This window comes from Bradyrhizobium embrapense, from assembly GCF_001189235.2.
GTDB classification, from domain to species: Bacteria; Pseudomonadota; Alphaproteobacteria; order Rhizobiales; family Xanthobacteraceae; genus Bradyrhizobium; species Bradyrhizobium embrapense.
Genome location: NZ_LFIP02000006.1, coordinates 215,112 through 235,238, shown reverse-complemented (window position 1 = coordinate 235,238; position 20,127 = coordinate 215,112). Strand labels below are relative to the sequence as shown.

The 20,127-nt window shown below is 65.0% G+C and carries 23 protein-coding genes; 13 read left to right on the top strand and 10 right to left on the bottom strand.

Annotated elements, in window-relative coordinates:
* The first annotated feature begins 27 nt into the window (after nucleotides 1-27).
* The 5 genes from AKN83_RS26535 (at nucleotide 28) to AKN83_RS26515 (ending at nucleotide 5,299) form a co-directional block, all read left to right on the top strand.
* Nucleotides 28-1,605 (top strand): hypothetical protein, encoded by a 1,578-nt coding sequence (locus AKN83_RS26535; protein ID WP_050403277.1) that lies wholly within the window; start codon nucleotides 28-30, stop codon nucleotides 1,603-1,605.
* A gap of 193 nt (nucleotides 1,606-1,798) precedes the next feature.
* Complete coding sequence (locus AKN83_RS26530; protein ID WP_050403291.1) at nucleotides 1,799-2,233, top strand: DUF5413 family protein; 435 nt, start codon at nucleotides 1,799-1,801, stop codon at nucleotides 2,231-2,233.
* Between the two features lie 282 nt (nucleotides 2,234-2,515).
* Complete coding sequence (locus AKN83_RS26525) at nucleotides 2,516-4,138, top strand: inorganic phosphate transporter (protein ID WP_050403278.1); 1,623 nt, start codon at nucleotides 2,516-2,518, stop codon at nucleotides 4,136-4,138.
* A 63-nt stretch (nucleotides 4,139-4,201) separates the two neighbouring features.
* On the top strand, nucleotides 4,202-4,570 hold the full coding sequence (locus tag AKN83_RS26520) for a Crp/Fnr family transcriptional regulator (protein WP_050403279.1): 369 nt from the start codon (nucleotides 4,202-4,204) through the stop codon (nucleotides 4,568-4,570).
* 168 nt (nucleotides 4,571-4,738) lie between these two features.
* The gene (locus AKN83_RS26515) at nucleotides 4,739-5,299 is read left to right on the top strand and encodes a DUF4112 domain-containing protein (RefSeq protein WP_050403280.1); all 561 of its coding nucleotides are present in this window, start codon (nucleotides 4,739-4,741) and stop codon (nucleotides 5,297-5,299) included.
* A gap of 62 nt (nucleotides 5,300-5,361) precedes the next feature.
* Here AKN83_RS26515 and AKN83_RS26510 read toward each other — a convergent pair whose 3' ends face one another.
* The 5 genes from AKN83_RS26510 to AKN83_RS26495 all read right to left on the bottom strand — a co-directional run bounded on the left by AKN83_RS26510 (nucleotide 5,362) and on the right by AKN83_RS26495 (nucleotide 8,837).
* On the bottom strand, nucleotides 5,362-5,652 hold the full coding sequence (locus AKN83_RS26510; RefSeq protein WP_050403281.1) for a hypothetical protein: 291 nt from the start codon (nucleotides 5,650-5,652) through the stop codon (nucleotides 5,362-5,364).
* 222 nt (nucleotides 5,653-5,874) lie between these two features.
* Nucleotides 5,875-6,039, bottom strand: coding sequence for a DUF3309 family protein (locus tag AKN83_RS38630; RefSeq protein WP_021076985.1), 165 nt, complete (start codon nucleotides 6,037-6,039; stop codon nucleotides 5,875-5,877).
* A 253-nt stretch (nucleotides 6,040-6,292) separates the two neighbouring features.
* A complete protein-coding gene (gene msrB / locus AKN83_RS26505; protein ID WP_050403282.1) occupies nucleotides 6,293-6,703 on the bottom strand; it encodes a peptide-methionine (R)-S-oxide reductase MsrB in 411 nt (136 codons plus the stop codon).
* Nucleotides 6,704-6,819: 116 nt separating this feature from the next.
* Nucleotides 6,820-7,536: a peptide-methionine (S)-S-oxide reductase MsrA gene (msrA, locus tag AKN83_RS26500; protein ID WP_157113579.1), complete on the bottom strand. Its 717-nt coding sequence runs from the start codon at nucleotides 7,534-7,536 to the stop codon at nucleotides 6,820-6,822.
* A 191-nt stretch (nucleotides 7,537-7,727) separates the two neighbouring features.
* Nucleotides 7,728-8,837: an ATP-dependent DNA helicase gene (locus tag AKN83_RS26495; protein ID WP_050403283.1), complete on the bottom strand. Its 1,110-nt coding sequence runs from the start codon at nucleotides 8,835-8,837 to the stop codon at nucleotides 7,728-7,730.
* A gap of 215 nt (nucleotides 8,838-9,052) precedes the next feature.
* On the opposite strand from AKN83_RS26495, the gene AKN83_RS26490 reads away from it, so the two are divergent.
* The 7 genes from AKN83_RS26490 to AKN83_RS26460 all read left to right on the top strand — a co-directional run bounded on the left by AKN83_RS26490 (nucleotide 9,053) and on the right by AKN83_RS26460 (nucleotide 15,835).
* Complete coding sequence (locus tag AKN83_RS26490) at nucleotides 9,053-10,258, top strand: LLM class flavin-dependent oxidoreductase (RefSeq protein WP_050403284.1); 1,206 nt, start codon at nucleotides 9,053-9,055, stop codon at nucleotides 10,256-10,258.
* 216 nt (nucleotides 10,259-10,474) lie between these two features.
* A complete protein-coding gene (locus AKN83_RS26485; protein ID WP_063695531.1) occupies nucleotides 10,475-11,425 on the top strand; it encodes a sulfonate ABC transporter substrate-binding protein in 951 nt (316 codons plus the stop codon).
* Nucleotides 11,426-11,463: 38 nt separating this feature from the next.
* Nucleotides 11,464-12,417 (top strand): sulfonate ABC transporter substrate-binding protein, encoded by a 954-nt coding sequence (locus AKN83_RS26480; protein WP_050402877.1) that lies wholly within the window; start codon nucleotides 11,464-11,466, stop codon nucleotides 12,415-12,417.
* Nucleotides 12,414-13,580 (top strand): FMNH2-dependent alkanesulfonate monooxygenase, encoded by a 1,167-nt coding sequence (gene ssuD / locus AKN83_RS26475; protein ID WP_050403035.1) that lies wholly within the window; start codon nucleotides 12,414-12,416, stop codon nucleotides 13,578-13,580. Before AKN83_RS26480 ends, ssuD begins: the two co-directional genes overlap by 4 nt.
* Entirely contained in the window at nucleotides 13,577-14,383 is an 807-nt protein-coding gene (locus AKN83_RS26470) for an ABC transporter permease subunit (RefSeq protein ID WP_050402878.1), read from the top strand. The genes ssuD and AKN83_RS26470 overlap by 4 nt, the downstream gene beginning before the upstream one ends.
* A gap of 8 nt (nucleotides 14,384-14,391) precedes the next feature.
* Complete coding sequence (locus tag AKN83_RS26465) at nucleotides 14,392-15,237, top strand: ATP-binding cassette domain-containing protein (RefSeq protein WP_050402879.1); 846 nt, start codon at nucleotides 14,392-14,394, stop codon at nucleotides 15,235-15,237.
* Between the two features lie 7 nt (nucleotides 15,238-15,244).
* Nucleotides 15,245-15,835, top strand: a complete 591-nt coding sequence (locus tag AKN83_RS26460; protein ID WP_050402880.1) for a flavin reductase family protein — start codon at nucleotides 15,245-15,247, stop codon at nucleotides 15,833-15,835.
* Between the two features lie 26 nt (nucleotides 15,836-15,861).
* On the opposite strand, the gene AKN83_RS26455 is transcribed toward AKN83_RS26460, so the two are convergent.
* Nucleotides 15,862-16,239 (bottom strand): hypothetical protein, encoded by a 378-nt coding sequence (locus tag AKN83_RS26455; RefSeq protein WP_050402881.1) that lies wholly within the window; start codon nucleotides 16,237-16,239, stop codon nucleotides 15,862-15,864.
* 170 nt (nucleotides 16,240-16,409) lie between these two features.
* Between AKN83_RS26455 and AKN83_RS40680 the strand changes: the two genes are divergently transcribed.
* Nucleotides 16,410-16,565: a hypothetical protein gene (locus tag AKN83_RS40680; protein WP_172803616.1), complete on the top strand. Its 156-nt coding sequence runs from the start codon at nucleotides 16,410-16,412 to the stop codon at nucleotides 16,563-16,565.
* A gap of 42 nt (nucleotides 16,566-16,607) precedes the next feature.
* Here the strand turns inward: AKN83_RS40680 and flbD are convergent, their stop codons facing one another.
* The 4 genes from flbD to fliG are packed head-to-tail and all read right to left on the bottom strand — an operon-like array spanning nucleotide 16,608 to nucleotide 20,126.
* Complete coding sequence (flbD, locus tag AKN83_RS26450) at nucleotides 16,608-17,993, bottom strand: sigma-54-dependent transcriptional regulator FlbD (protein ID WP_050402882.1); 1,386 nt, start codon at nucleotides 17,991-17,993, stop codon at nucleotides 16,608-16,610.
* A 53-nt stretch (nucleotides 17,994-18,046) separates the two neighbouring features.
* Entirely contained in the window at nucleotides 18,047-18,397 is a 351-nt protein-coding gene (fliN, locus tag AKN83_RS26445; RefSeq protein ID WP_050402883.1) for a flagellar motor switch protein FliN, read from the bottom strand.
* Nucleotides 18,398-18,417: 20 nt separating this feature from the next.
* Nucleotides 18,418-19,041, bottom strand: a complete 624-nt coding sequence (locus tag AKN83_RS26440; RefSeq protein WP_050402884.1) for a FliH/SctL family protein — start codon at nucleotides 19,039-19,041, stop codon at nucleotides 18,418-18,420.
* Complete coding sequence (fliG, locus tag AKN83_RS26435; RefSeq protein ID WP_021077001.1) at nucleotides 19,041-20,126, bottom strand: flagellar motor switch protein FliG; 1,086 nt, start codon at nucleotides 20,124-20,126, stop codon at nucleotides 19,041-19,043. Before fliG ends, AKN83_RS26440 begins: the two co-directional genes overlap by 1 nt.
* Between the last annotated feature and the right edge of the window lies 1 nt (nucleotide 20,127).

Genomic DNA, 20,127 nt, shown 5'->3' with positions numbered 1-20,127 from the left:
TACCTATATCCCACCAATTGTGTGGAAATGGCTGACTACTACCCGCTGATCGCCCGTGCCATCGCCGGATTGGACCCCAACGCTCCCGGCGAAGCCCGCCGCGCGCTGTACGCGCGGGCGCGGACGGCGTTGATCCAGCAACTTCGCGGCGTGCAGCCGCCGCTCTCGGAGTCCGAGATCACCCGCGAGCGGCTGTCGCTGGAAGAAGCGGTGCGCAAGGTCGAGTCCGAAGCCGCGCAGCGCGCCCGCGACGCGTCGCGTCCCGGCGGCGGGGCTACCCGCAGCAGCGACCCGCTGCGCCGTGCCAATCCAAGACCGCCGGAGGCAAATACAAGGCCGCCGGAAACCAATCCCGCCGACACTGCCGCGCGCCCGCGGCCTCCGGCCGAGCCGCGCCCGCCGCGGAATTTGCGTCCCGATGCGCCGCCGACGCCGCCGCGGCCGCAGAACCCGCCGGTCCCGGCCGGCTCCGATACCCAGGCGCCGCAGGCCCGGCCGGCGCCGCCGCGCCGCGGACCCGAAGGCGCGCAGCCGCCGGTGCCGCCGGCCGCCCCGGGCGTGCGCGGCTTCCGTGACATCACCGCCGACGCCGACGATCTCGGGCGGGCTGCGGCGCAGGCCAGCCGCAACGCGCGCAAGACCTACGCCAACGTGCCGTCGCCCTCGCCGGAATTCGACCGGCTCGAGCCGAGCCTTGAAAACCGCGGCGGCGATCCCGAGGCGCCGTATTCCTACGACGAGTCGATCGAGGAGGCGGAGCGCTACGCCCCGCAGCCGCCCCAGGCGCCGCCCACGCGGACGCGGGTCAGCAATGCCGAGCGCGAGCCGAAGCGGCCGCGCGTCGGATCGATGTTCCCGTTCAAGACCGCGATCGCGATCGGCATCCTGCTGATCCTGATCGGCACCGGCTTTCTGTTCCACCAGCAGGCCACCACCTTCGTCGGCAGCCTGTTCAAATCCTCCGCCCCCGTCGAGGCGCCGAAGGATGCCGCGGCGACGCCGTCAAGCAAGAAGATCACCGACCGCGTCGGCCAGCCGTCGTCGTCGGGCGAGCCGGTCGCTCCGGTGGCGCAGCGCGTGGTGCTCTATGACGAGGACCCGTCGGATCCGAAGGGCAAGCAATATGTCGGTTCGGTGGTCTGGCGCACCGAGCAGGTCAAGGGATCGGGCAACCAGAAGCCCGACATCGCCGTGCGCGCCGACATCGATATCCCCGATCGCAAGTTCAAGATGACGATGTCGTTCCGCCGCAACACCGATACGTCGCTGCCGGCGAGCCACACCGCGGAATTGACCTTCATCCTGCCGCAGGACTTCGCCAATGGCGGCGTCGGCAACGTGCCGGGCATCCTGATGAAGTCCAACGAGCAGGCCCGCGGCACGCCGCTGGCCGGGCTCGCGGTCAAGGTCACCGACGGCTTCTTCCTGGTCGGCCTCTCCAACGTCGACGCCGACCGCTCGCGCAATCTGCAGCTCCTGAAGGAGCGCTCCTGGTTCGACGTGCCTCTTGTCTACACCAACCAGCGCCGCGCCATCATCGCGATCGAAAAGGGCGCCCCCGGCGAGCGCGCCTTCAACGACGCGTTTGCGGCGTGGGGTGAGTAGCAGCTGGAAGCTCACCTCGGTGCTCACGATCTCATCGCCCGGCTTGGTCCTGGCGATTCCGTATCGCAGCGAAGTCTGGCTGTTGCAGCGCATTCGAGCGCTGGCTCCGGAAACATTGCGGAGCGCTTTGGATTTTCCCTAGCACCGTCGCGCGACTGCGTTACACTTGACCGACACCGGGCAGGGGCACGCCATGAAACGCTATCTGATCTTCGCAGCCGTCGGGCCGTTCATCGGCGGCTTCCTGCTGCTGCTCATGACCACCTATCAGTCCGGCTACTGGACCGAGACCAACGGCGGCGAGGTGGCGAAGCTGCTCGTCGTGTTCGTGAAGTCGCTGCAATACAATTATCTGTTCGGCATCGTGCCGTCGCTGATGTTCGGCGCGATCGACGACATCCTGATGCATATGCGGCGGATCACGCCGACGGTGCGGATGCTGATGGTCGGCGCCGTGGCGTTCGTCGGCGCGGCGCTGACCTACGCCTCGCACGGCTCCGAAAGCGGCCCGGTGCAGTTCATCCTGTACGGGCTGGTCGGCTTCATCCCGGGCGTGATCACGTCCTGGCTGGCGCATCGATATGCCGAGGAGCTGCACGCGCCGGCACAGCATGCATCCCAGCATTAGGGCGTGCACGTCCGATTTTTGAAAAGCGGAAATTGTCGGCCTTGGTGCGATCGGCGATGTCCGACCTGTCGTCGCATTGGCGCGTCGCGGTCGGACCGGGGGCTTTGCCCGACGCGGGGCGAGCATGGGGGCGCGCCGTTATCATAATCCTGTCAACGGATTAGTCGCCGGCCGGCAGCGGCGCACATCGACCTTCATGGAACTGTCACATGCGCGTCATGTAAACGTAGTCCCAATGTCACATGGCCGCTTTTGTCCTCCCGCGGCCGTGAGGGCGATCATATGAGCGACGTAGCGTTACCTGGTTCGATCGAGCCCGCGCGACGCCGCGGCCCCGATCTCGAGAAGGGCTTTCATCCTCTCACCGGCATTATCTATCTCGGCGTGATCGGCGCCGCGCTGCTGTTCGTGGCCTACAGCATCTACACGGACGTTGGTGCGACGGGCAGCGGCAAGACCTCTTATGCGGCGTTTCTGCTGCTGTTCGTGGCGCTGTTGATCTCGCTCGGCTTCGAATTCGTCAACGGCTTTCACGACACGGCGAACGCCGTCGCGACCGTGATCTACACGCGCTCGATGCCGGCCCACATTGCCGTGGTCTGGTCTGGGATGTTCAACCTGATCGGCGTCCTGCTCTCCAGCGGCGCGGTTGCCTTCGGCATCGTCTCCCTGTTGCCGGTCGAATTGATCCTTCAGGTCGGCAGCAGTGCGGGGTTCGCGATGGTGTTTGCGCTGCTGATCGCCGCCATCATCTGGAACGTCGGCACCTGGTATTTCGGCTTGCCTGCCTCGAGTTCGCACACGCTGATCGGATCGATCATGGGCGTGGGGATCGCGAATGCGCTGATGCACGGACGGGAGGGGACGTCAGGCGTGGACTGGTCGCAGGCCGTCAACACCGGCAAGGCGCTCTTGCTATCGCCGCTGTTCGGATTTGCGCTCGCGGCCATCCTGCTCTACGGGCTGAAGACCGCGCTGCTGCGCGCAACGCCGGCGCTGTTCGGCGAGCCGCAGGGCGATCAGCCGCCGCCGTGGTGGATTCGCGGCATCCTGATCCTGACCTGCACCCTGGTCAGCTTCTTTCATGGGTCGAACGACGGTCAGAAGGGCATGGGTCTCATCATGCTCATCCTGATCGGCGTGGTCCCGACCGCCTACGCACTCAACCGCGCGATGCCTGCCAGCCAGATCGAGGCATTCACAGCGAACTCGGCTGCGGCGAGCAAGGTCATCGAGGATAGGGGAGCCGATCGCAGGGTGACCGGCAATCCGCGTCCGGCGGTGACGAACTACATCGCGCTTCGGCAACTCAGCGACGATACCTATCCGTCACTCTCCGTTCTCGTCGACGAAATCCGCGACCAGGTCGTGCAGTACGGTTCGCTGGCGAAATTCCCGGCGGAGACCGTCGGCAACACGCGTAACGACATGTATCTGGTATCGGAGGCGCTTCGCCTGCTGATGAAGAGCAGCGACAGCGGGCTGAACGATGCCGATGTCGCGACGCTCAATCGCTACAAGGGCTCGCTGGATGCCGCCACCAAATTCATTCCGTCCTGGGTGAAGATCGCAGTCGCCGTCGCGCTCGGCCTCGGCACGATGGTCGGCTGGAAACGGATTGTCGTGACGGTGGGTGAGAAGATCGGCAAGACCCATCTGACCTATGCGCAGGGTGCCTGCGCCGAGATCACGGCGGCGGCGACCATCGCCGCGGCAGATGGATACGGCCTGCCGGTGTCGACGACGCATGTGCTGTCGTCCGGCATCGCCGGCACCATGACCGCAAATGGATCCGGCCTGCAATGGTCGACAATCCGCAACATCGCGATGGCCTGGGTTCTGACCCTGCCGATGGCGATGCTGATCTCGGGCGTTCTCTACTTCGTTTTCGCGCATCTATTTTAGCCGGAGCAGCAAGACAACCGGATGCCTGAGATTTGCATCCGGGTTCGGGGAAAGGAATTTCGAGTGGCAGATGCAAGCTTCAGCCTTCTGACGGGCAACGATATCGAAACGCGCCTGGTACGGGCCGGCGGCGTCATCTTTCGCGAGGGTGAGCAGGCCAACGAGCTGTTCGTGATCAAGAGCGGCTACGTGCGCATTCAGGTCGGCAACAAGACCATGGCGGACCTGCCGGCCGACACGATCTTCGGCGAGATGGCATTGATCGACAACGAGCCAAGAAGCGCGACCGCGACGGCGCTCACCGATGTGGAGCTCGTCCCGGTCTCGGAAAAGCAGTTTCTCTTCCTCGTCAGCCAGACGCCGCACTTTGCGCTGAAGGTGATGCGGACGCTGGCCCAGCGGCTCAGGACCATGAACAAGGGCGTCTATTGAGCGAGGCGACGATCGCGTCCCGCGCCATCGATTTCAATCGTTGCTTTCGCCGCCGCTTCGGCTTGACGCCGTCGGCGGCGCACGGCAGGTGGTGCGGCTTGAGCAGCCAACAAGGTGACACACTGGTAATGTGACGCAACTTGAACCATCTGCTCGCGTTACCATGTGATGGCCATGCCCGAGGACGACATTTTCTCCCCCCACGCCACGCGCTCGCGGCCGCCCTTCGGCGGGGCGCAGGCGCGCGGCAAGGTCATCGATCAGGACGGGCGCGAGCTCGGCGATGGCCCGCTGCATCCGCAGTTCCAAGGTTTTCAGGGAGCCTTTCAGGACGGCTTCCGCTTCGACTTCCGCAACTCCACCGCCAACCCGTTCGGCAATCTGACGCGCGAGGAGCGGCTCGCACGGCTCGAGATGATCGCCAAGCTGCTCGACGTCGCCTTCGTCGTGCCGGGCACCAATGTCCGCTACGGCATCGACGGGCTGATCGGCCTGATCCCCGTGGTCGGCGATCTCATCACGACGGCGATCTCGCTGTGGCTGGTGCGCGAGGCCCGTCTGTTGGGCGCGCCCTGGCACATCACCGCGCGGATGCTTGCCAATGTCGCGGTCGACGGCGTGGTCGGCATGGTGCCGGTGGCGGGCGATGCCTTCGACGTCATGTTCCGCGTCAACATCCGCAATGTGCGGATGCTGCGGCGCTGGCTCGACAAGCAGCCGAGACTGTAACTCTCAAACAAAAGCCCCCGGACATCGCCGAGGGCTTTTCGTTGGGCATAGAGCAGAAGAGCTTATGCGGCGTCGGCGTCGGTCTGGGCCGGTTCGGGGCGCGCGCGGCGCGGCAGCGGGAAGGCCTCGCTCTCATACAGCGAGCGGATGCCGTTCTGGTCGAAACGGGCTTCCTCGACCTGGAGATAGGCGCCGTTCAACGAGTCCGCCGGCAGCTGCTCCATCGCGAACTGCACGGCCTCGGCGGCAGTGCCGAAACGGCGGTAAGCGAAGCCGGCCCGCTTCTTCTTGCGGATCGCGGCAGGGAACAGTTCGGCTGATGTGTTATAGTTGAACGGACGCAGCGGACGCATGGTCGACGACCTCTTGTGTTCTTGGCATAGAGCGGCGAAAGGGATTTTGGGGGACGGCGGCCTATTATCGGCGGCGCGCCGTACATGTCATTTCGATCCCTAATATAGGCCTCTTTGACAAAAATGCGACCCCGGAAGCGCCCCTGACAGGGCACATGCTGAATCCGCGCATAGCACGCGGGTTATCAAAATAAATCCTTTTATTTCAATGGCTTATGGCCATTAAATCTTGTCGAGCCAGGCCAGGATCACGACCACGATCAAAATCACCCCGAAAAGGCCCATTCCGGAGTGGCCGAGACCATAGCCATAGCCGCGGATCCGGCCGCTATAGCCGCCCAGCAGGATAACCAGCAGGAGGATAATGAGGATCAGTCCGAGCGACATGGCGCCCTCCTCAGAACAGGCGGCAGCCGCTCGGCGAGACGCCGACGGCCCCGCGAATTCGGAGCAAAGCACATTCCGGGGCGATGCGCAGCATCGAACCCGAATTCGCAACTGCGAATTGGGGAATCTCGAGATCCCCTGATGCGCAATTGCGCATCTGAGGTTCAGTCCGGAGCTTGCCAACGGGCGGCGCAAAGCGCCGACCCGTTGCGACTCCCGGGATTTGGGACTCCCCGGGATGACGGCTTCGCCGTCACTTCTCGTTCAGCTTCAGCGCCGCCGAGTTGATGCAGTAGCGCAGGCCGGTCGGGCCGGGGCCGTCGTTGAAGACATGGCCGAGATGGCCGTCGCATTTCGAGCACAGCACCTCGGTGCGGATCATGCCGTGGCTCATGTCGCGCTCCTCGTCGACATGGCTCTCGACCGCGGGCTTGGAGAAGCTCGGCCAGCCGCAGCCGGAATCGAACTTCTGGTCGGACTCGAACAGCGTCTGGCCGCAGCCGGCGCAGACATAGGTGCCCTTGCGGGAATCGTGCTCGTATTCGCCGGTGAACGGCCGCTCGGTCGCCTTTTCCCGCAGCACGGCGTACTGCATCGGCGTCAATTCCTTGCGCCACTCGGCCTCGCTCTTGCGGACCTTGCCGTCGGTCTTGGTATCGGACATTCAACCTCCTCGGTTTGATCGTCATTGCGACGAGCAAAGCGACGAAGCAATCCATCTGTCCGCTTGCGGCACCATGGATTGCTTCGCTTCGCTCGCAATGACGGTGATTGTTCCCGTCAGTTGGTGACCTTGGTGCTGCCCACCAGCGTCGGCTTCTCGATGTAGTTCTCTGCAAAAATCTTCTTCAGGTTCTCGACCTTCGGGATGTCGTTATACGCAATATAGGGCTGGTTCGGGTGCAGCGTCAGGTAGTCCTGGTGGTAGCTCTCCGCCGGATAGAACGCCTCCAGCGCGCCGACCTTGGTGACGATCGGCTTCTTGTAGACCTTGGCCGCATTGAGCTGGGCGATGTAGGCGTCCGCCACCTTCTTCTGCTCGTCGCTGGTGGTGAAGATCGCCGAGCGATACTGCGTGCCGGAGTCCGGGCCCTGGCGGTTGAGCTGGGTCGGGTCGTGCACGACCGAGAAGAAGATCTGCAGGATCTTACCGTAGGAGATCTTCTGCGGGTCGTACTTGATCTCGACGGACTCGGCGTGGCCGGTGGTGCCGGTCGAGACCTTCTCGTAGTCGGCATTCGCCTTGCTGCCGCCGGAGTAGCCGGACACCGCGCTGACGATGCCCGCGGTGTGCTGGAACACGCCCTGCACACCCCAGAAGCAGCCGCCGGCGAGCACCGCGGTCTTGATGCCGGTTTCCGGCGCGCTCGCGGCCGGCGGCGGGATGATCACGGCGTCCTCGGCGGCAAGCGAGGGCGCAACGGCAAAAGCTGCGATGGCCAGCGCGCCGATCGCGGCAGCGCAAAGCGTGAGGCGGCTGAGGGAGCTTTTGGGCATGGGTTCCTCGTGGGATCGCAATTGGGGGCCAGTCTAGAGCGGGAGCGGGCATTGGCAAACCGGGCCGGGCTGCTCCGACGCTTCAAAATACGGGCGAGGGCGCGTTTTGTTACGGCGCCGGCCACACGGTTTCGTGAGGGAAATGCCGGTCATTCAAGGCGATGACGGGTCTATCGCGAATGCGCGGGACTTCACACCACCACGCTGAGCCGCTTCGCCGCCCGCGTGATACCCGTGTACAGCCACCGCGCGCGCGAGTCCTGGAATGCAAAGCTTTCGTCGAACAGCACCACATCGTCCCATTGCGAGCCCTGCGACTTATGCACGGTCAGTATGTATCCGTAGTCGAACTCGTCATAGGGCTTGCGCTGCTCCCACGGAATGCCCTCGATGCCGCCATCGAAACATTCGCCGCGCACCGAGACCTTGGTGACCTTGTGGCCGAAATCCTCGTCCGGCATCACGCGCATGGTGATGATCTTGGACTTCGACTGCGCACGCGCCTTGACCCGCCACAGCCCGCCGTTGAACAGCGCCTTCTTGCGGTTGTTGCGCAGGCAGACCAGCTTGTCGCCGGCGACCGGGAGAGGATCTTCGATGTTCAGCCGCTGCCGCATCCGCATGTTGTAGGCGCGGCGGGTGTTGTTGCGGCCGACCAGCACCTGGTCGGCGCGCATCACGCGGTCCGGATCGAGCTCCTTGCGCAACACCACCTCGCTCTCGCCATGGCGGCCGATCTCGAGCTCGCGGCCCTCGCGGATATCCATCGACATCCGCACGATCGGATCGTCCTGCGCCTGGCGATGCACCTCGGTCAGCATCGCGTCCGGCTCGGCATCGGTGAAGAAGCCGCCGCCCTGGATCGGCGGCAATTGCGCGGGATCGCCGAGCACCAGCAGCGGGCAGTCGAAGGACATCAAATCGCGGCCGAGCTCGGCGTCGACCATCGAGCATTCGTCGATCACGATCAGCTTGGCTTTCGATGCCGGCGCATCGTCCCATAGCTCGAAACTCGGCTGCTCGACTCCGGACTCGCGGGCGCGGTAGATCAGCGAGTGAATCGTAGAGGCGTTGTCGCAGCCCTTGTTGCGCATCACCAGCGCCGCCTTGCCGGTGAAGGCCGCGAACTTCACCTCGCCATCGACCCCTTCGGCGATGTGCTGGGCGAGCGTGGTCTTGCCGGTTCCGGCATAGCCGAACAGGCGGAACACCGGCGGCGTCCCGTTCTGGCCGGGCTTGGCCTTCAGCCAGTCGGCAACGGCTTTCAGCGCGGAATCCTGATGCGGCGTAAAGGTGGTCATGGGGCTTTCGGAAGAATGAGCGCGCGATCGATAGCGCCGCGACTCACACCCGTACAAGCTAAACATTCATGCGTCCCAGGCAAGCCGTCTCCCGCTGCACGGAATTGGGGTTTCGCGCCCGAGGCTAGACTTGATCCCGCGTGGCACTAGACTGACCGAAAACAACAGGGGTCGGGACCACCACAGGTGGTCGGCACGACCTTGGGAGTGACGCCATGAAATTCGGCATCTTTTACGAGCTGCAACTGCCGCGCCCCTGGAATGACGGCGACGAGCTCAGGCTCTACCAGAATGCACTGACGCAATTGGAGACCGCCGACCGGCTCGGCTACGATTATGCCTGGGTCGTCGAGCATCATTTCCTCGAGGAATATTCGCACTCGCCGGCACCGGAATCCTTCCTCGCCGCCGCGAGCCAGCGCACCAAAAACATCCGGCTCGGCCACGGCATCTTCCAGCTCACCACCAATCATCCCGCGCGCGTCGCCGAGCGGGTCGCGGTGCTCGATCTGCTCTCTAACGGCCGCTGCGAGTTCGGCATGGGCGAAAGCGCCTCGATCACCGAGCTGACGCCGTTCGGCCGCGACATGGAGACTAAGCGCGAGGTGTTCGAGGAAGCCGTCAGTGCGATCTTCCCGATGTTCACCAAAATCGGCACCGAGCATCACGGCAAGTATTTCGACATCCCGCTGCGCAACGTCGTGCCGAAGCCGGTGCAGAAACCGCATCCGCCGCTCTGGATGGCCTGCTCGCAACTGCCGACGATCGAACGCGCCGGGCAGAACGGATTCGGCGCGCTCGGCTTCCAGTTCGTCAGCGCCGAGGCGGCGCATGCCTGGGTGCATGCCTATTACAACGCGATCACCAAGCGGCTGAAGAAGCTCGCCGACTACGAGATCAATCCGAACATGGCGCTGGTCTCGTTCTTCATGTGCGCGGAGACGGATGAGGAGGCGCGCAGGCGCGCTGATGGCGCGACCTTCTTCCAGTTCGCGCTGCGCTATTACGGCCAGGCGCAGAACCGGCAGCGCCCGGCGCCCGGCACGGTCAACATGTGGGACGAGTACAACAAGTGGAAGCGGGAGAATCCGGAGGCGCAGGAGGCCGCGCTACGCGGCGGCCTGATCGGTTCGCCGGAGACCTTGCGCAAGAAGCTGCGGCGTTTCCGCGCCTCGCATATCGACCAGGTGATCCTGCTCAACCAGGCCGGCAAGAACACCCATGAGCACATCTGCGAGTCGCTCGAGCTGTTCGGGAAAGAGGTGATGCCCGAGTTCCAGCACGATCCCGAGCACGATGCCTGGAAGAAGGGCGTGCTCGACGGCTCGATCCAGCTCGAGGAGATCGACACCCAGGCGTTCTCGGACCGCTATGGTAAACTCGCGGTCAATGTCGGACCGAAAACCGCAGCCGCCGGCTGATCGATTCCTGTGCAGCGACCTCGCGTTCCCGTGAAGAAAATAATTCGCTACGCGCGACCTGCGACTTGAACGAAACGACACGCGCGATGCCTGCACCGAAGTGCAGGCATCGCTATTTTTGTGCGGTGCTCGACAGCTTCATTCGCGCGCCCCATCATCCTGACAACGCATGATCGCGTGTTGAGAAACGCGCTTGATCGTCAGGAGAGTCTTGGAATGAAGCGTCGTGAGTTCCTCCAGCTGTCGCTCGCCACAGCCGCTACCGTTGCGCTGTCGGGGCGCGCGCAGGCCCAGGCGGACGCGAAGGAAATTCGTATCGGCTACCAGAAGAACGGCGTGCTCGTTATCACGCGGCAGCGCGAAGCCTTGGAAAATCATTTCAAGCCGCAGGGCATCAGCGTGAAATGGGTCGAGTTTTCGTCGGGGCCGCCGATGATGGAGGCGATGAATGTCGGCAGCGTCGATTACGGCGCGGTCGGCGATTCCCCGCCGATCTTCGCCCAGGCCGCTGGCGCGGCCATCGTTTATGCCGCGGCTCAGCCGATCATGAACGGGTCGGGCATCCTGGTGCCGCAGAATTCGGCAATCAAGGACATCGCCGATCTCAAGGGCAAGCGCGTTGGCTTCACCAAGGGATCCAGCGCGCATAACGTCGTGATCCAGGCGCTGGAGAAGGCCGGGCTGACCTATGACGACATCACGCCGGTCTACCTGACGCCGCCGGACGCCGGCCCCGCCTTCGCCAACGGCGGCATCGACGCTTGGGCGATCTGGGACCCCTATTTCGCGATCGCCGAGACCAAGCAGAACGGCCGCATTCTGGTCAACAGCCGCGATGTCACCAAGACCAACGCGTTCTACATCGCCAACCGCGACTTCGCGCGGAATCGCGGTGCGATCCTGCAGCAGATCGTCGATGTCACGGCATCGAGCGCGAAATGGGCCGAGGCGCATCCCGACGAGGTCGCGAAATCGCTGGCCGCGGTCACCGGCGTGCCGCTCGATATCCAGACCATCGCGGCGCGGCGGGCCGGTTTCTCGGTCGGCCCCGTGACCGACGATATCATCGCGACCCAGCAAGGCGTCGCCGATCGCTTCTTCAAGCTCGGCCTGATTCCGAAACAGATCGCGATCCGTGACATCGTCTGGCGCAACCCCCAGACCTGATCGGCGCGCTTGGTCAATTCGATGCAGAGGATATTCCCATGACGCGTTTATTTCGACGCTGGGTTGCCCGCGCGGTGCTCTCGGTCAGCATCGTCGCGGCGACCGTCGGCGCCTCCTACGGCCAGGAGAAAGTCGTCCGCATCGGCTATCAGAAATACGGCAAGCTGGTGCTGCTGAAGAGCAAGGGGTCGCTCGAGGAGAAGTTGAAAGCGGTCGGCACCAAGGTGGTGTGGACCGAGTTTCCGTCCGGGCCGCCGCTGCTCGAAGCGCTCAATGTCGGCGCGATCGATTTCGGCAACACCGGCGAGGCGCCGCCGATCTTCGCGCAGGCCGCCGGTGCACCGATCCAGTATGTCGCCTACGAGCCGCCGGCGCCGAAAGGCGAGGCGATCCTGGTGCCGAAGGACAGCCCGATCAAATCGGTGACTGATCTGAGGGGCAAGAAGGTCGCGCTCAACAAGGGATCCAACGTCCACTATTTGCTGGTGAAGGCGCTGGAGAAAGCCGGCGTCAAATATTCGGAGATCGAGCCGGTGTTCCTGGCGCCGGCCGATGCCCGCGCGGCGTTCGAGCGCGGCGCGGTCGATGCCTGGGTAATCTGGGATCCGTTCCAGGCCGCGGCCGAGGCCGCGACCGGTGCGCGCACCGTTACCGACGGCGTCGGCATCGTCGCGAATTATCAGTTCTATTTCGCCTCGAAGAAGTTCTTACAGACCGATGCGAAGATCGTCGAACTCGTGCTGGCGCAGCTGAGTGAAGTCGATGACTGGGCTAGGGGCGACATCCACGCCGTGGCCGAGCAGCTGGCGCCGAGCATCGGGCTGTCGGTACCGGTGGTCGAGGTCGCGCTGAAGCGGCAGGCCTACGGCATCAAGCCGGTCACCGACGCTGTCATCGCGGATCAGCAGCAGGTCGCCGACACGTTCTTTGCGCTCGGCCTGATCCCCAAACCAATCAAGATTTCCGACGTCGCATGGAGGCCGGGCACATGAGCACCCCAACCAACGCCAACATCCTCTGGTTCCTGCCGACCCACGGCGACAGCCGTTATCTCGGCACGTCGGTCGGTGGCCGCGAGGTCAACTTCAACTATCTGCGCCAGATCGCGCAGGCCGCCGACCAGCTCGGCTATTACGGCGTTCTGCTGCCGACGGGACGGAGCTGCGAGGATTCCTGGGTGGTGGCGTCCGCCGTCGCGCCCTGGACCGAGCGCCTGCGCTACCTCGTGGCGGTCCGGCCCGGCCTGCAGTCGCCGAGCGTCGCCGCCCGCATGACCGCGACCTTGGACCGGCTGTCGAACGGCCGTCTCTTGATCAACGTCGTCACCGGCGGCGATCCGATCGAGAACAAGGGCGACGGCATTTTCTTAGGTCACGACGAGCGCTACGCCGTGACGCGCGAATTCCTCAACATCTACAGTGATCTGCTCGCGGGCAAGACGGTCAATGTCGAAGGCCAGCACATCAGGATCGAGGACGGCCGCCTGCTGTTCAATCCGGTGCAGTCGCCGCGCCCGCCGCTGTATTTCGGCGGCTCCTCGGATGCCGGCATCGACGTCGCGGTCGACACCGTCGACAAATACCTGACCTGGGGCGAGCCGCCAGCGCAGGTCGCCGAGAAGATCGCCAAGGTCAAGGCCGTTGCCGCGCAACGCGGCCGCAAGCTGTCGTTCGGCATCCGCCTGCACGTGATCGTGCGCGAGACCAATGCGGAGGCGTGGAAGGCCGCCGATGAACTGATCCAATACGTCACCGACGACACCATTGCGACCGCACAGAAGATCTTCTCGCGGATGGATTCGGTCGGCCAGCAGCGCATGGCGCAGCTGCACGGCGGACGGCGCGACAAGCTCGAGATCAGCCCGAACCTCTGGGCCGGCGTCGGCCTGGTGCGCGGCGGGGCCGGCACCGCGCTGGTCGGCGATCCCGAGACCGTCGCCGCGCGGATCAAGGAGTATCAGGACGTCGGCGTCGATACCTTCATCATGTCGGGCTATCCGCACCTCGAGGAAGCCTATCGCTTCGCCGAGCTGGTGTTCCCGCTGCTCTCGCTCGGACACGGCAACAACGTGACGCCGATCCGGGTCAACACCGGGCCGTTCGGCGAGACCATCGGCAACGAATATCGGCCGCAGAAACAGGCATCGCAATCATGAGTCTCATTGACAGTCTCCCGCGCGTCGGCGCACCGAAATTACCGAAAGTCGACGGCCTGATCCCCTGGATCGTGCCGCTTGCGATTGTGCTGATCTGGCAGCTCGCCTGCGTCACCGGTTTCGTGCCCTCGCGCGTGCTGCCGGCGCCGACCGACGTTGCGCTTGCCGGATGGAAGCTGCTGCTGTCGGGTGAGCTGGTCCGCAACATCTGGGTCAGCTTCTGGCGCGCCTCGATCGGCTTTGTGATCGGTGGCGGCATCGGCTTCGCGTTCGGGCTCGCCAACGGGCTCTCGCAGCTGTCGGCGAAACTCACCGACACCACGCTGCAGATGGTGCGCAACATCCCGCATCTGGCGTTGATCCCGCTGGTCATCCTGTGGTTCGGCATCGACGAGTCGGCCAAGCTGTTTTTGGTGGCGCTCGGCGTGTTCTTCCCGATCTATCTCAACACGCTGCACGGCATCCGCACCGTCGATCCGCAGCTGATCGAGATGGGCCGCATCTACGGCATGACCGACGGCGAGCTGTTTCGCCGGGTGATCTTCCCGGGTGCGCTGCCCTCGATCTTCGTCGGGCTGCGCTTTGCGCTCGGCATCATGTGGCTGACCTTGATCGTCGCCGAGACCATCGCGGCCTCGTCGGGCCTCGGCTACATGGCGATGCAGGCGCGCGAGTTCATGCTGATCGACGTCGTGGTGCTCTCGATCCTGATCTATGCCTTGCTCGGCAAGCTCGCCGACAGCGCCTCGCGGGCGCTGGAGCGGCTGACCCTGTCGTGGCACCCCGCCTTCCAGAAGAAGTGAGAATGAGAATGCAAGAAGCGCTTCGTTTCCAGCCCGCAGGTGCCGAACCGGTCGGCCAGGCCGACATCGTCGTGAAGGCGCGGCATTTGCGGCGCGTGGCGGAAGGCGCGGCCCGCGGCCTGTCGCTGACCATCCGGGGCCTGCGCAAGGCGTTCGGCGACAATGAGGTGCTGCGCGGCATCGACCTGCACATCCCGGCCGGCCAGTTCGTCGCGATCGTCGGCCGCAGCGGCTGCGGCAAGAGCACGCTGCTGCGCCTGGTCGCCGGCCTCGACGCGCCGACTGCGGGAAGCATCGCGTTCGGTGAGGAACCCCGGGCGCAGGACATCCGCGTCATGTTCCAGGAGCCGCGCCTGCTGCCTTGGGCGCGAGTGCTGTCCAATGTCGAGGTCGGTCTGGGGCGCGAGCGCGCGTCGGCGGACGCGCAGGCGCGCGCCGAGCGGGCGCTGGTCGAGGTCGGCCTCGGCGACAAGCGCGGGCAGTGGCCGTCGGTGCTGTCGGGCGGCCAGAAGCAGCGCGTGGCGCTGGCGCGGGCGCTGGTCTCCCAGCCGCGCGTGCTGGCGTTCGACGAGCCGCTCGGCGCGCTCGACGCGCTGACCCGGATTTCGATGCAGCAATTGCTGGAGCGGGTCTGGCGCGACCAGGGCTTCACCGCGATCCTGGTGACGCATGACGTCGCCGAGGCGGTCGCGCTCGCCGACCGCGTGCTGGTCATCGAGGACGGCCGGATCGCCGAGGATGTCACCATCGACCTGCCGCGCCCGCGCCGGCGCGGTTCGGCCGAACTCGCCGCGCTGGAAGGCGAGATACTGAAACATCTGCTCGAGGGCAGCGAAGACACATTCGATCTGTGAGGCCGCCATGAATTCCATCGTCCGCAATGTTTCGATCGAGCCCGCGGTGGCGGCCGATGAATTCCGAGGCGCGATGCGCCATCTCACCGGCGGCGTCAGCGTCATCACGGCGGGCCGGGGCAAGGACATCTCCGGAATGACGGTGACCTCGGTGTCGTCGCTGTCGGTCGAGCCGCCGTCGCTGATCGTCAGCATCAACCGCGCTGCCTCCTCATGGCCGCTGATCGCGCGCCATGGCGCGTTCGGCGTCAACATCCTGACCGCAGATCAGCTCGACATCGCCGAACGCTTCACCGGCAAGGGCGGCCTGAAGGGCGCCGACCGGTTCACCGGCGCCGAATGGACGACGCGCGCCTCGGGCGCGCCGTTGCTGGTCGGAGCCCTCGCTGCGATCGACTGCGAGGTCGAGGAGATGATCGAGCGGCACTCGCACGCGATCGTCATCGGCCGCGTGCTCGATGTGATCGCATCGGAGCGCACCGCAGCGCTGGCGTATTGGCACGGCGAGTATGTCGCGATCGACCGCGACGAAGACGCCGCGCGGCTGGCCGAAGTCAGCCTGCCGTCACGTCACGTCCATGCCCGCGGCGTGGGCTAGCGCTCGTCGCTGGTCCGGATCGGAATTTAGTAGACTGAGCTCAGCGACGCCGGGCTGTCGATGATCACAGTGCTGCCACGAACGCCAGCCCATACGGCCTGGATGGTCTGAGCCGCATTGCCCAGCGGAATGCCGACGACGAGCGTGGTCGGGATGCGGCCAAAGCTCGACGGCGTCTCGTTATAGGTGAAGCTCGCGACGACAGGCGAGACCTTGCCATTGATGGTGACGCCGAACATGCCGCCCGGAATATCGGTGCCGGTGGCGTAGGGATTCGGAACGTTGAGCGTAATGATCGTGGTGGTGCCGACGCCCTCCGGGATCGTCAGGTTGAGGCCTTGCATCGGCGTGAAAGTGCCGGAGTTGGTGGACAGGGTGCCGCTGGTCTGCGCGTAAAGAGCCATATCACTCTCCAGTTGTCTAAATATGAAAGAGCAATAGGAGATTGAATAAGGCAACTAGCCGCAAGATTCAAGCGATCAACGGCGAAGGCGGCCGGCGCGGCATGTTGGCCGTGGCGCTGGCACGGCAAGCGCTCTAAAAGCCGCAGACGTGTTGGAGACGTGACGGTTTGATGAAGCGCGTGGGAACCTGGCTGTTCTATCTCGTCGGCGCAATCGCCGTCGCCTATCTCGCGCTCTATGCGTATGTGACCTTCACCGGCCGCGACATCACACCCGGCGATCCAATCCGGATCTTTCGCAAGCCGGATGCGCCCAATTATTCGTGAGGCTCGGCAAGCGGCGGGGCCTTCTCCGCCGCTCTCCCTTTCTTAGCCGGCGCTCGCCATGCGCTGATAATCCGGCGCACCATTGCCGGCCGGGGTGATCGGGATGCCGCCGTCGGCATATTCGTTCAGCTTGTTGCGGAGCGTGCGGATCGAGATGCCGAGGATGTTGGCGGCGTGAGTGCGGTTGCCGAGGCAGTGCTTCAGCGTTTCCAGGATCAGGTCGCGTTCGACGTCGGCAACGGTGCGGCCGACCAGCGCGCGGGTGACCTGCTCGGCGGCGAGCGTGGCATGCGCGACCGCGGGCGCGGTCTTGGCGAGGTCGAGACGGTCGCCGTCCGGGGTCAGGATCGCCTCCGGGCCGATCTCGTCACCCTGCGCCATCAGCACCGAGCGATGGATGGTGTTCTCGAGCTCGCGGACGTTGCCCTGCCAGCGGTTGGCGGTCAGGATCTGGCGCGCCTCGGCGGAGACCGGGCGCACCGGCAGGCCGTTGGCCTCGGCATATTTCTTGGCGAAATGCTGCGCCAATTCGAGGATGTCGGCCGGACGATCGCGCAGCGGCGGGATCTTCAGGTTGACGACGTTGAGGCGAAACAGCAGGTCCTCGCGGAAGGTGCCTTCGCGCACCGCCTCCGACAGGTTGCGGTTCGAGGTCGCGATGATACGGATGTCGACCGGAACCGGCTTGGTGCCGCCGACGCGGTCGATCACGCGCTCCTGGATGGCGCGCAATAGTTTCGATTGAAGGCGGACATCCATCTCGGAGATTTCGTCGAGCAGCAGCGTGCCGCCGGTCGCTTCCTCGAACTTGCCGATGCGGCGCGCCACCGCGCCGGTGAAGGCGCCCTTCTCATGGCCGAACAGCTCGGATTCCAAGAGGTGTTCCGGGATCGCGGCGCAGTTGATCGAGATGAAAGGCCGCTTGGCGCGGGCCGAGCGGGAATGGACATAGCGCGCCAGCACCTCCTTGCCAGTGCCGGACTCGCCGGTGATCATCACGGAGGCGTCGGAGCCCGCGATTTGCTGCGCGAGCTTGATCACCCGGCCCATCGCCTCGTCGCGATAAATCAGGTCGCGGGCATCGTTGGCGACCGCGGCGAGCACCGCTGCGATCAGCTCGGGGTCGGGCGGCAGCGGGATGTATTCCTTGGCGCCGGCATGGATCGCGGCGACCGCGGCGCGGGCATCGTTGGAGATGCCGCAGGCGACGATCGGAACGTGGATGTGCTCGGCTTCGAGCCGCATCACGAGGTCGCGGATGTCGAGGCCAACATCGACCAGCAGGAGGTCGGCGCCCTTGCCGCCGCGCAGCACACCCATCGCCTGCTCGGCGGCCTCGGCGTGGGTCACCGAGGCGCCGTTGTCCATCGCGATCTTGGTCGCGGTCGTGAGCTGGCCCTTCAGGGTGCCAACGATGAGAAGCCGCATGATGATCTCCTGTTCGTCTGGTCGCGCAGGTTCCGCGCGCTACCGTCTGGTTGTTACGAGCGTTCTGACTTGATGATTTCGGTCATGGTCACGCCGAGCTTGTCTTCCACCAGCACCACTTCACCACGCGCCACCAGGCGGTTGTTGACGTAGATGTCGATCGCTTCGCCGACGCGGCGGTCGAGTTCGAGCACGGTGCCCGGTCCGAGCTTCAGGAGGTCGCCGACGTCCATCTTGGAGCGGCCGAGCACCGCCGAGACCTGCACCGGCACGTCGAACACGGCCTCGAGGTCGGCGGCGATGCGCGCGGCATTCTCGTCCTCGTTGTAGCCGATGTCGTCGATCCCGGGCGCGTCGGCGGCGTTGAGATCGGGAAGCGGGACGTGGGTGTCGGTGTCGCTCATGGTTCAGCCCTCAATCGCCTTCAGCCAGCCTCGCCGCGGGACGCCAGATAGCGCCCGACGAGTTCGTTGATTTTTGCTTCGATCGCAGCGCGCTCCAGCACGACGCCGCCATCGGCCCATTCGATGCGGCAGTCGCCGGTCGCAATCGTCGGCTCGGCCAGGATCACCAGGCGGCCCTGGAAGCCCGACTGCGCCGCCATCCGCTCGATGTTGTCGTGCGCCGCCTCGTACAGCGCATCATTGATGCGGACCACGAGATGCGGCGTCGCCACCAGATGCGAGAAGCAGTCGGAGACCAGCGCAGTGATCTCGCCGAGCGGCTCGCGCGCGATCAGTTCGGTGCAGAGCTTGCGGGCGACCGCGACCGCGATATCGACGGCCTCGGTCTCCATCCGCGTCTCGATGCCGGCAAAGCGGGCGGCGATGCCCTTGATCGCGGTGCCGATCTCTTCCAGCGCCTGCGCCGCCCGGCGGTCGCTCTCGACCTTGGCCTCGCGCAGCGCGGCCTCGTAGCCGGCGCGATAGGCACGCGCCTCGGCGTCGGCAACCTTCTGCGCGACCTCAGCCGGAGTGGGGGCGCGCTCGCGCGAACGGTCCGGCGCCGAGAAATCCGTGTCGAACAGGAATTTTGCGGGCGCGGCCATCAATACACCAGCTCGTCGTCGGCGCGGTTCTTGGTCAGGGTGATCTCGCCGCGCGCGGCGAGGTCCTTGGCAAGGTTGACCAGCAGCGCCTGGGCCTCGTCGACGTCGCGCAGGCGCACCGGGCCCATCGCGGCCATGTCGTCCATCAGCATCTTGCCGGCGCGCGAGGACATGTTGCCGAGGAAGAAGCTGCGCACCTCCTCGTTGGCGCTCTTCAGCGCGACGCCGAGCTTGTCCTTGTCGATGTTGCGCATCAGCGTCTGGGCGGAGGCGGAATCGAGCTTGATCAGGTCGTCGAAGGTGAACATCAGCGCCTTGATGCGCTCGGCGGATTCGCGGTTTTCCTCTTCCAGCGAGGTGATGAAGCGGGTCTCGGTCTGGCGGTCGAAATTGTTGAAGATCTCGGCCATCACCTCATGGGCGTCGCGGCGGCGGGTCTGCGACAGGTTCGACATGAACTCGGTGCGCAGCGTCTGCTCGACGCGCTCGATGACTTCCTTCTGCACCGCCTCCATCCGCAGCATGCGGCCGACCACGTCGAGCGCGATGTCCTCGGGCAGGATCGCCAGCACGCGCGCGGCGTGCTCCGGCTTCAGCTTCGACAGCACCACGGCGATGGTCTGCGGGTATTCGTTCTTGAGGTAGTTGGCGAGCACCTCTTCCTGCACGTTGGAGAGCTTCTCCCACATGTTGCGCCCCGCGGGACCGCGGATCTCGTCCATGATTCCGGTGACGCGCTCGGCCGGCAGATATTGCTGCAGCAGCCGTTCGGTGGCGTCGAAATTGCCCATCAGCGCGCCGGAGGCCGACATCCGCGAGACGAATTCCAGCATCAGGTCCTCGACCACGTCTGCCTCGACGGTGCCGAGCGTCGACATGTGGACCGACAGCTCGCGGACCTCCTCGTCGTCGAGCATCGACCAGATCTTGCCGCCATACTGCTCGCCGAGCGCGAGCATCAGGATCGCGGCGCGCTTGGGGCCGGGCAGCGGCTTGCCCTTGGGCCTGGCGCTCTGCCGGTTCGCCAGCGTCGAGAGGACGGTGGCGATGTCGTTGGCGTTGGTGGTCTGGGGTACGGCGGCCATG

Excerpts from the sequence above, each read along its gene's own strand:
- AKN83_RS26535 (WP_050403277.1), top strand. The coding sequence starts at position 28 with ATGGCTGACTACTACCCGCTGATCGCCCGTGCCATCGCCGGATTGGAC.
- AKN83_RS26530 (WP_050403291.1), top strand. The coding sequence starts at position 1,799 with ATGAAACGCTATCTGATCTTCGCAGCCGTCGGGCCGTTCATCGGCGGC.
- AKN83_RS26525 (WP_050403278.1), top strand. The coding sequence starts at position 2,516 with ATGAGCGACGTAGCGTTACCTGGTTCGATCGAGCCCGCGCGACGCCGC.
- AKN83_RS26515 (WP_050403280.1), top strand. The coding sequence starts at position 4,739 with ATGGCCATGCCCGAGGACGACATTTTCTCCCCCCACGCCACGCGCTCG.
- AKN83_RS26510 (WP_050403281.1), bottom strand. The coding sequence starts at position 5,652 with ATGCGTCCGCTGCGTCCGTTCAACTATAACACATCAGCCGAACTGTTC.
- AKN83_RS38630 (WP_021076985.1), bottom strand. The coding sequence starts at position 6,039 with ATGTCGCTCGGACTGATCCTCATTATCCTCCTGCTGGTTATCCTGCTG.
- msrB (WP_050403282.1), bottom strand. The coding sequence starts at position 6,703 with ATGTCCGATACCAAGACCGACGGCAAGGTCCGCAAGAGCGAGGCCGAG.
- msrA (WP_157113579.1), bottom strand. The coding sequence starts at position 7,536 with ATGCCCAAAAGCTCCCTCAGCCGCCTCACGCTTTGCGCTGCCGCGATC.
- AKN83_RS26495 (WP_050403283.1), bottom strand. The coding sequence starts at position 8,837 with ATGACCACCTTTACGCCGCATCAGGATTCCGCGCTGAAAGCCGTTGCC.
- AKN83_RS26490 (WP_050403284.1), top strand. The coding sequence starts at position 9,053 with ATGAAATTCGGCATCTTTTACGAGCTGCAACTGCCGCGCCCCTGGAAT.
- AKN83_RS26485 (WP_063695531.1), top strand. The coding sequence starts at position 10,475 with ATGAAGCGTCGTGAGTTCCTCCAGCTGTCGCTCGCCACAGCCGCTACC.
- AKN83_RS26480 (WP_050402877.1), top strand. The coding sequence starts at position 11,464 with ATGACGCGTTTATTTCGACGCTGGGTTGCCCGCGCGGTGCTCTCGGTC.
- ssuD (WP_050403035.1), top strand. The coding sequence starts at position 12,414 with ATGAGCACCCCAACCAACGCCAACATCCTCTGGTTCCTGCCGACCCAC.
- AKN83_RS26470 (WP_050402878.1), top strand. The coding sequence starts at position 13,577 with ATGAGTCTCATTGACAGTCTCCCGCGCGTCGGCGCACCGAAATTACCG.
- AKN83_RS26465 (WP_050402879.1), top strand. The coding sequence starts at position 14,392 with ATGCAAGAAGCGCTTCGTTTCCAGCCCGCAGGTGCCGAACCGGTCGGC.
- AKN83_RS26460 (WP_050402880.1), top strand. The coding sequence starts at position 15,245 with ATGAATTCCATCGTCCGCAATGTTTCGATCGAGCCCGCGGTGGCGGCC.
- AKN83_RS26455 (WP_050402881.1), bottom strand. The coding sequence starts at position 16,239 with ATGGCTCTTTACGCGCAGACCAGCGGCACCCTGTCCACCAACTCCGGC.
- AKN83_RS40680 (WP_172803616.1), top strand. The coding sequence starts at position 16,410 with ATGAAGCGCGTGGGAACCTGGCTGTTCTATCTCGTCGGCGCAATCGCC.
- flbD (WP_050402882.1), bottom strand. The coding sequence starts at position 17,993 with ATGCGGCTTCTCATCGTTGGCACCCTGAAGGGCCAGCTCACGACCGCG.
- fliN (WP_050402883.1), bottom strand. The coding sequence starts at position 18,397 with ATGAGCGACACCGACACCCACGTCCCGCTTCCCGATCTCAACGCCGCC.
- AKN83_RS26440 (WP_050402884.1), bottom strand. The coding sequence starts at position 19,041 with ATGGCCGCGCCCGCAAAATTCCTGTTCGACACGGATTTCTCGGCGCCG.
- fliG (WP_021077001.1), bottom strand. The coding sequence starts at position 20,126 with ATGGCCGCCGTACCCCAGACCACCAACGCCAACGACATCGCCACCGTC.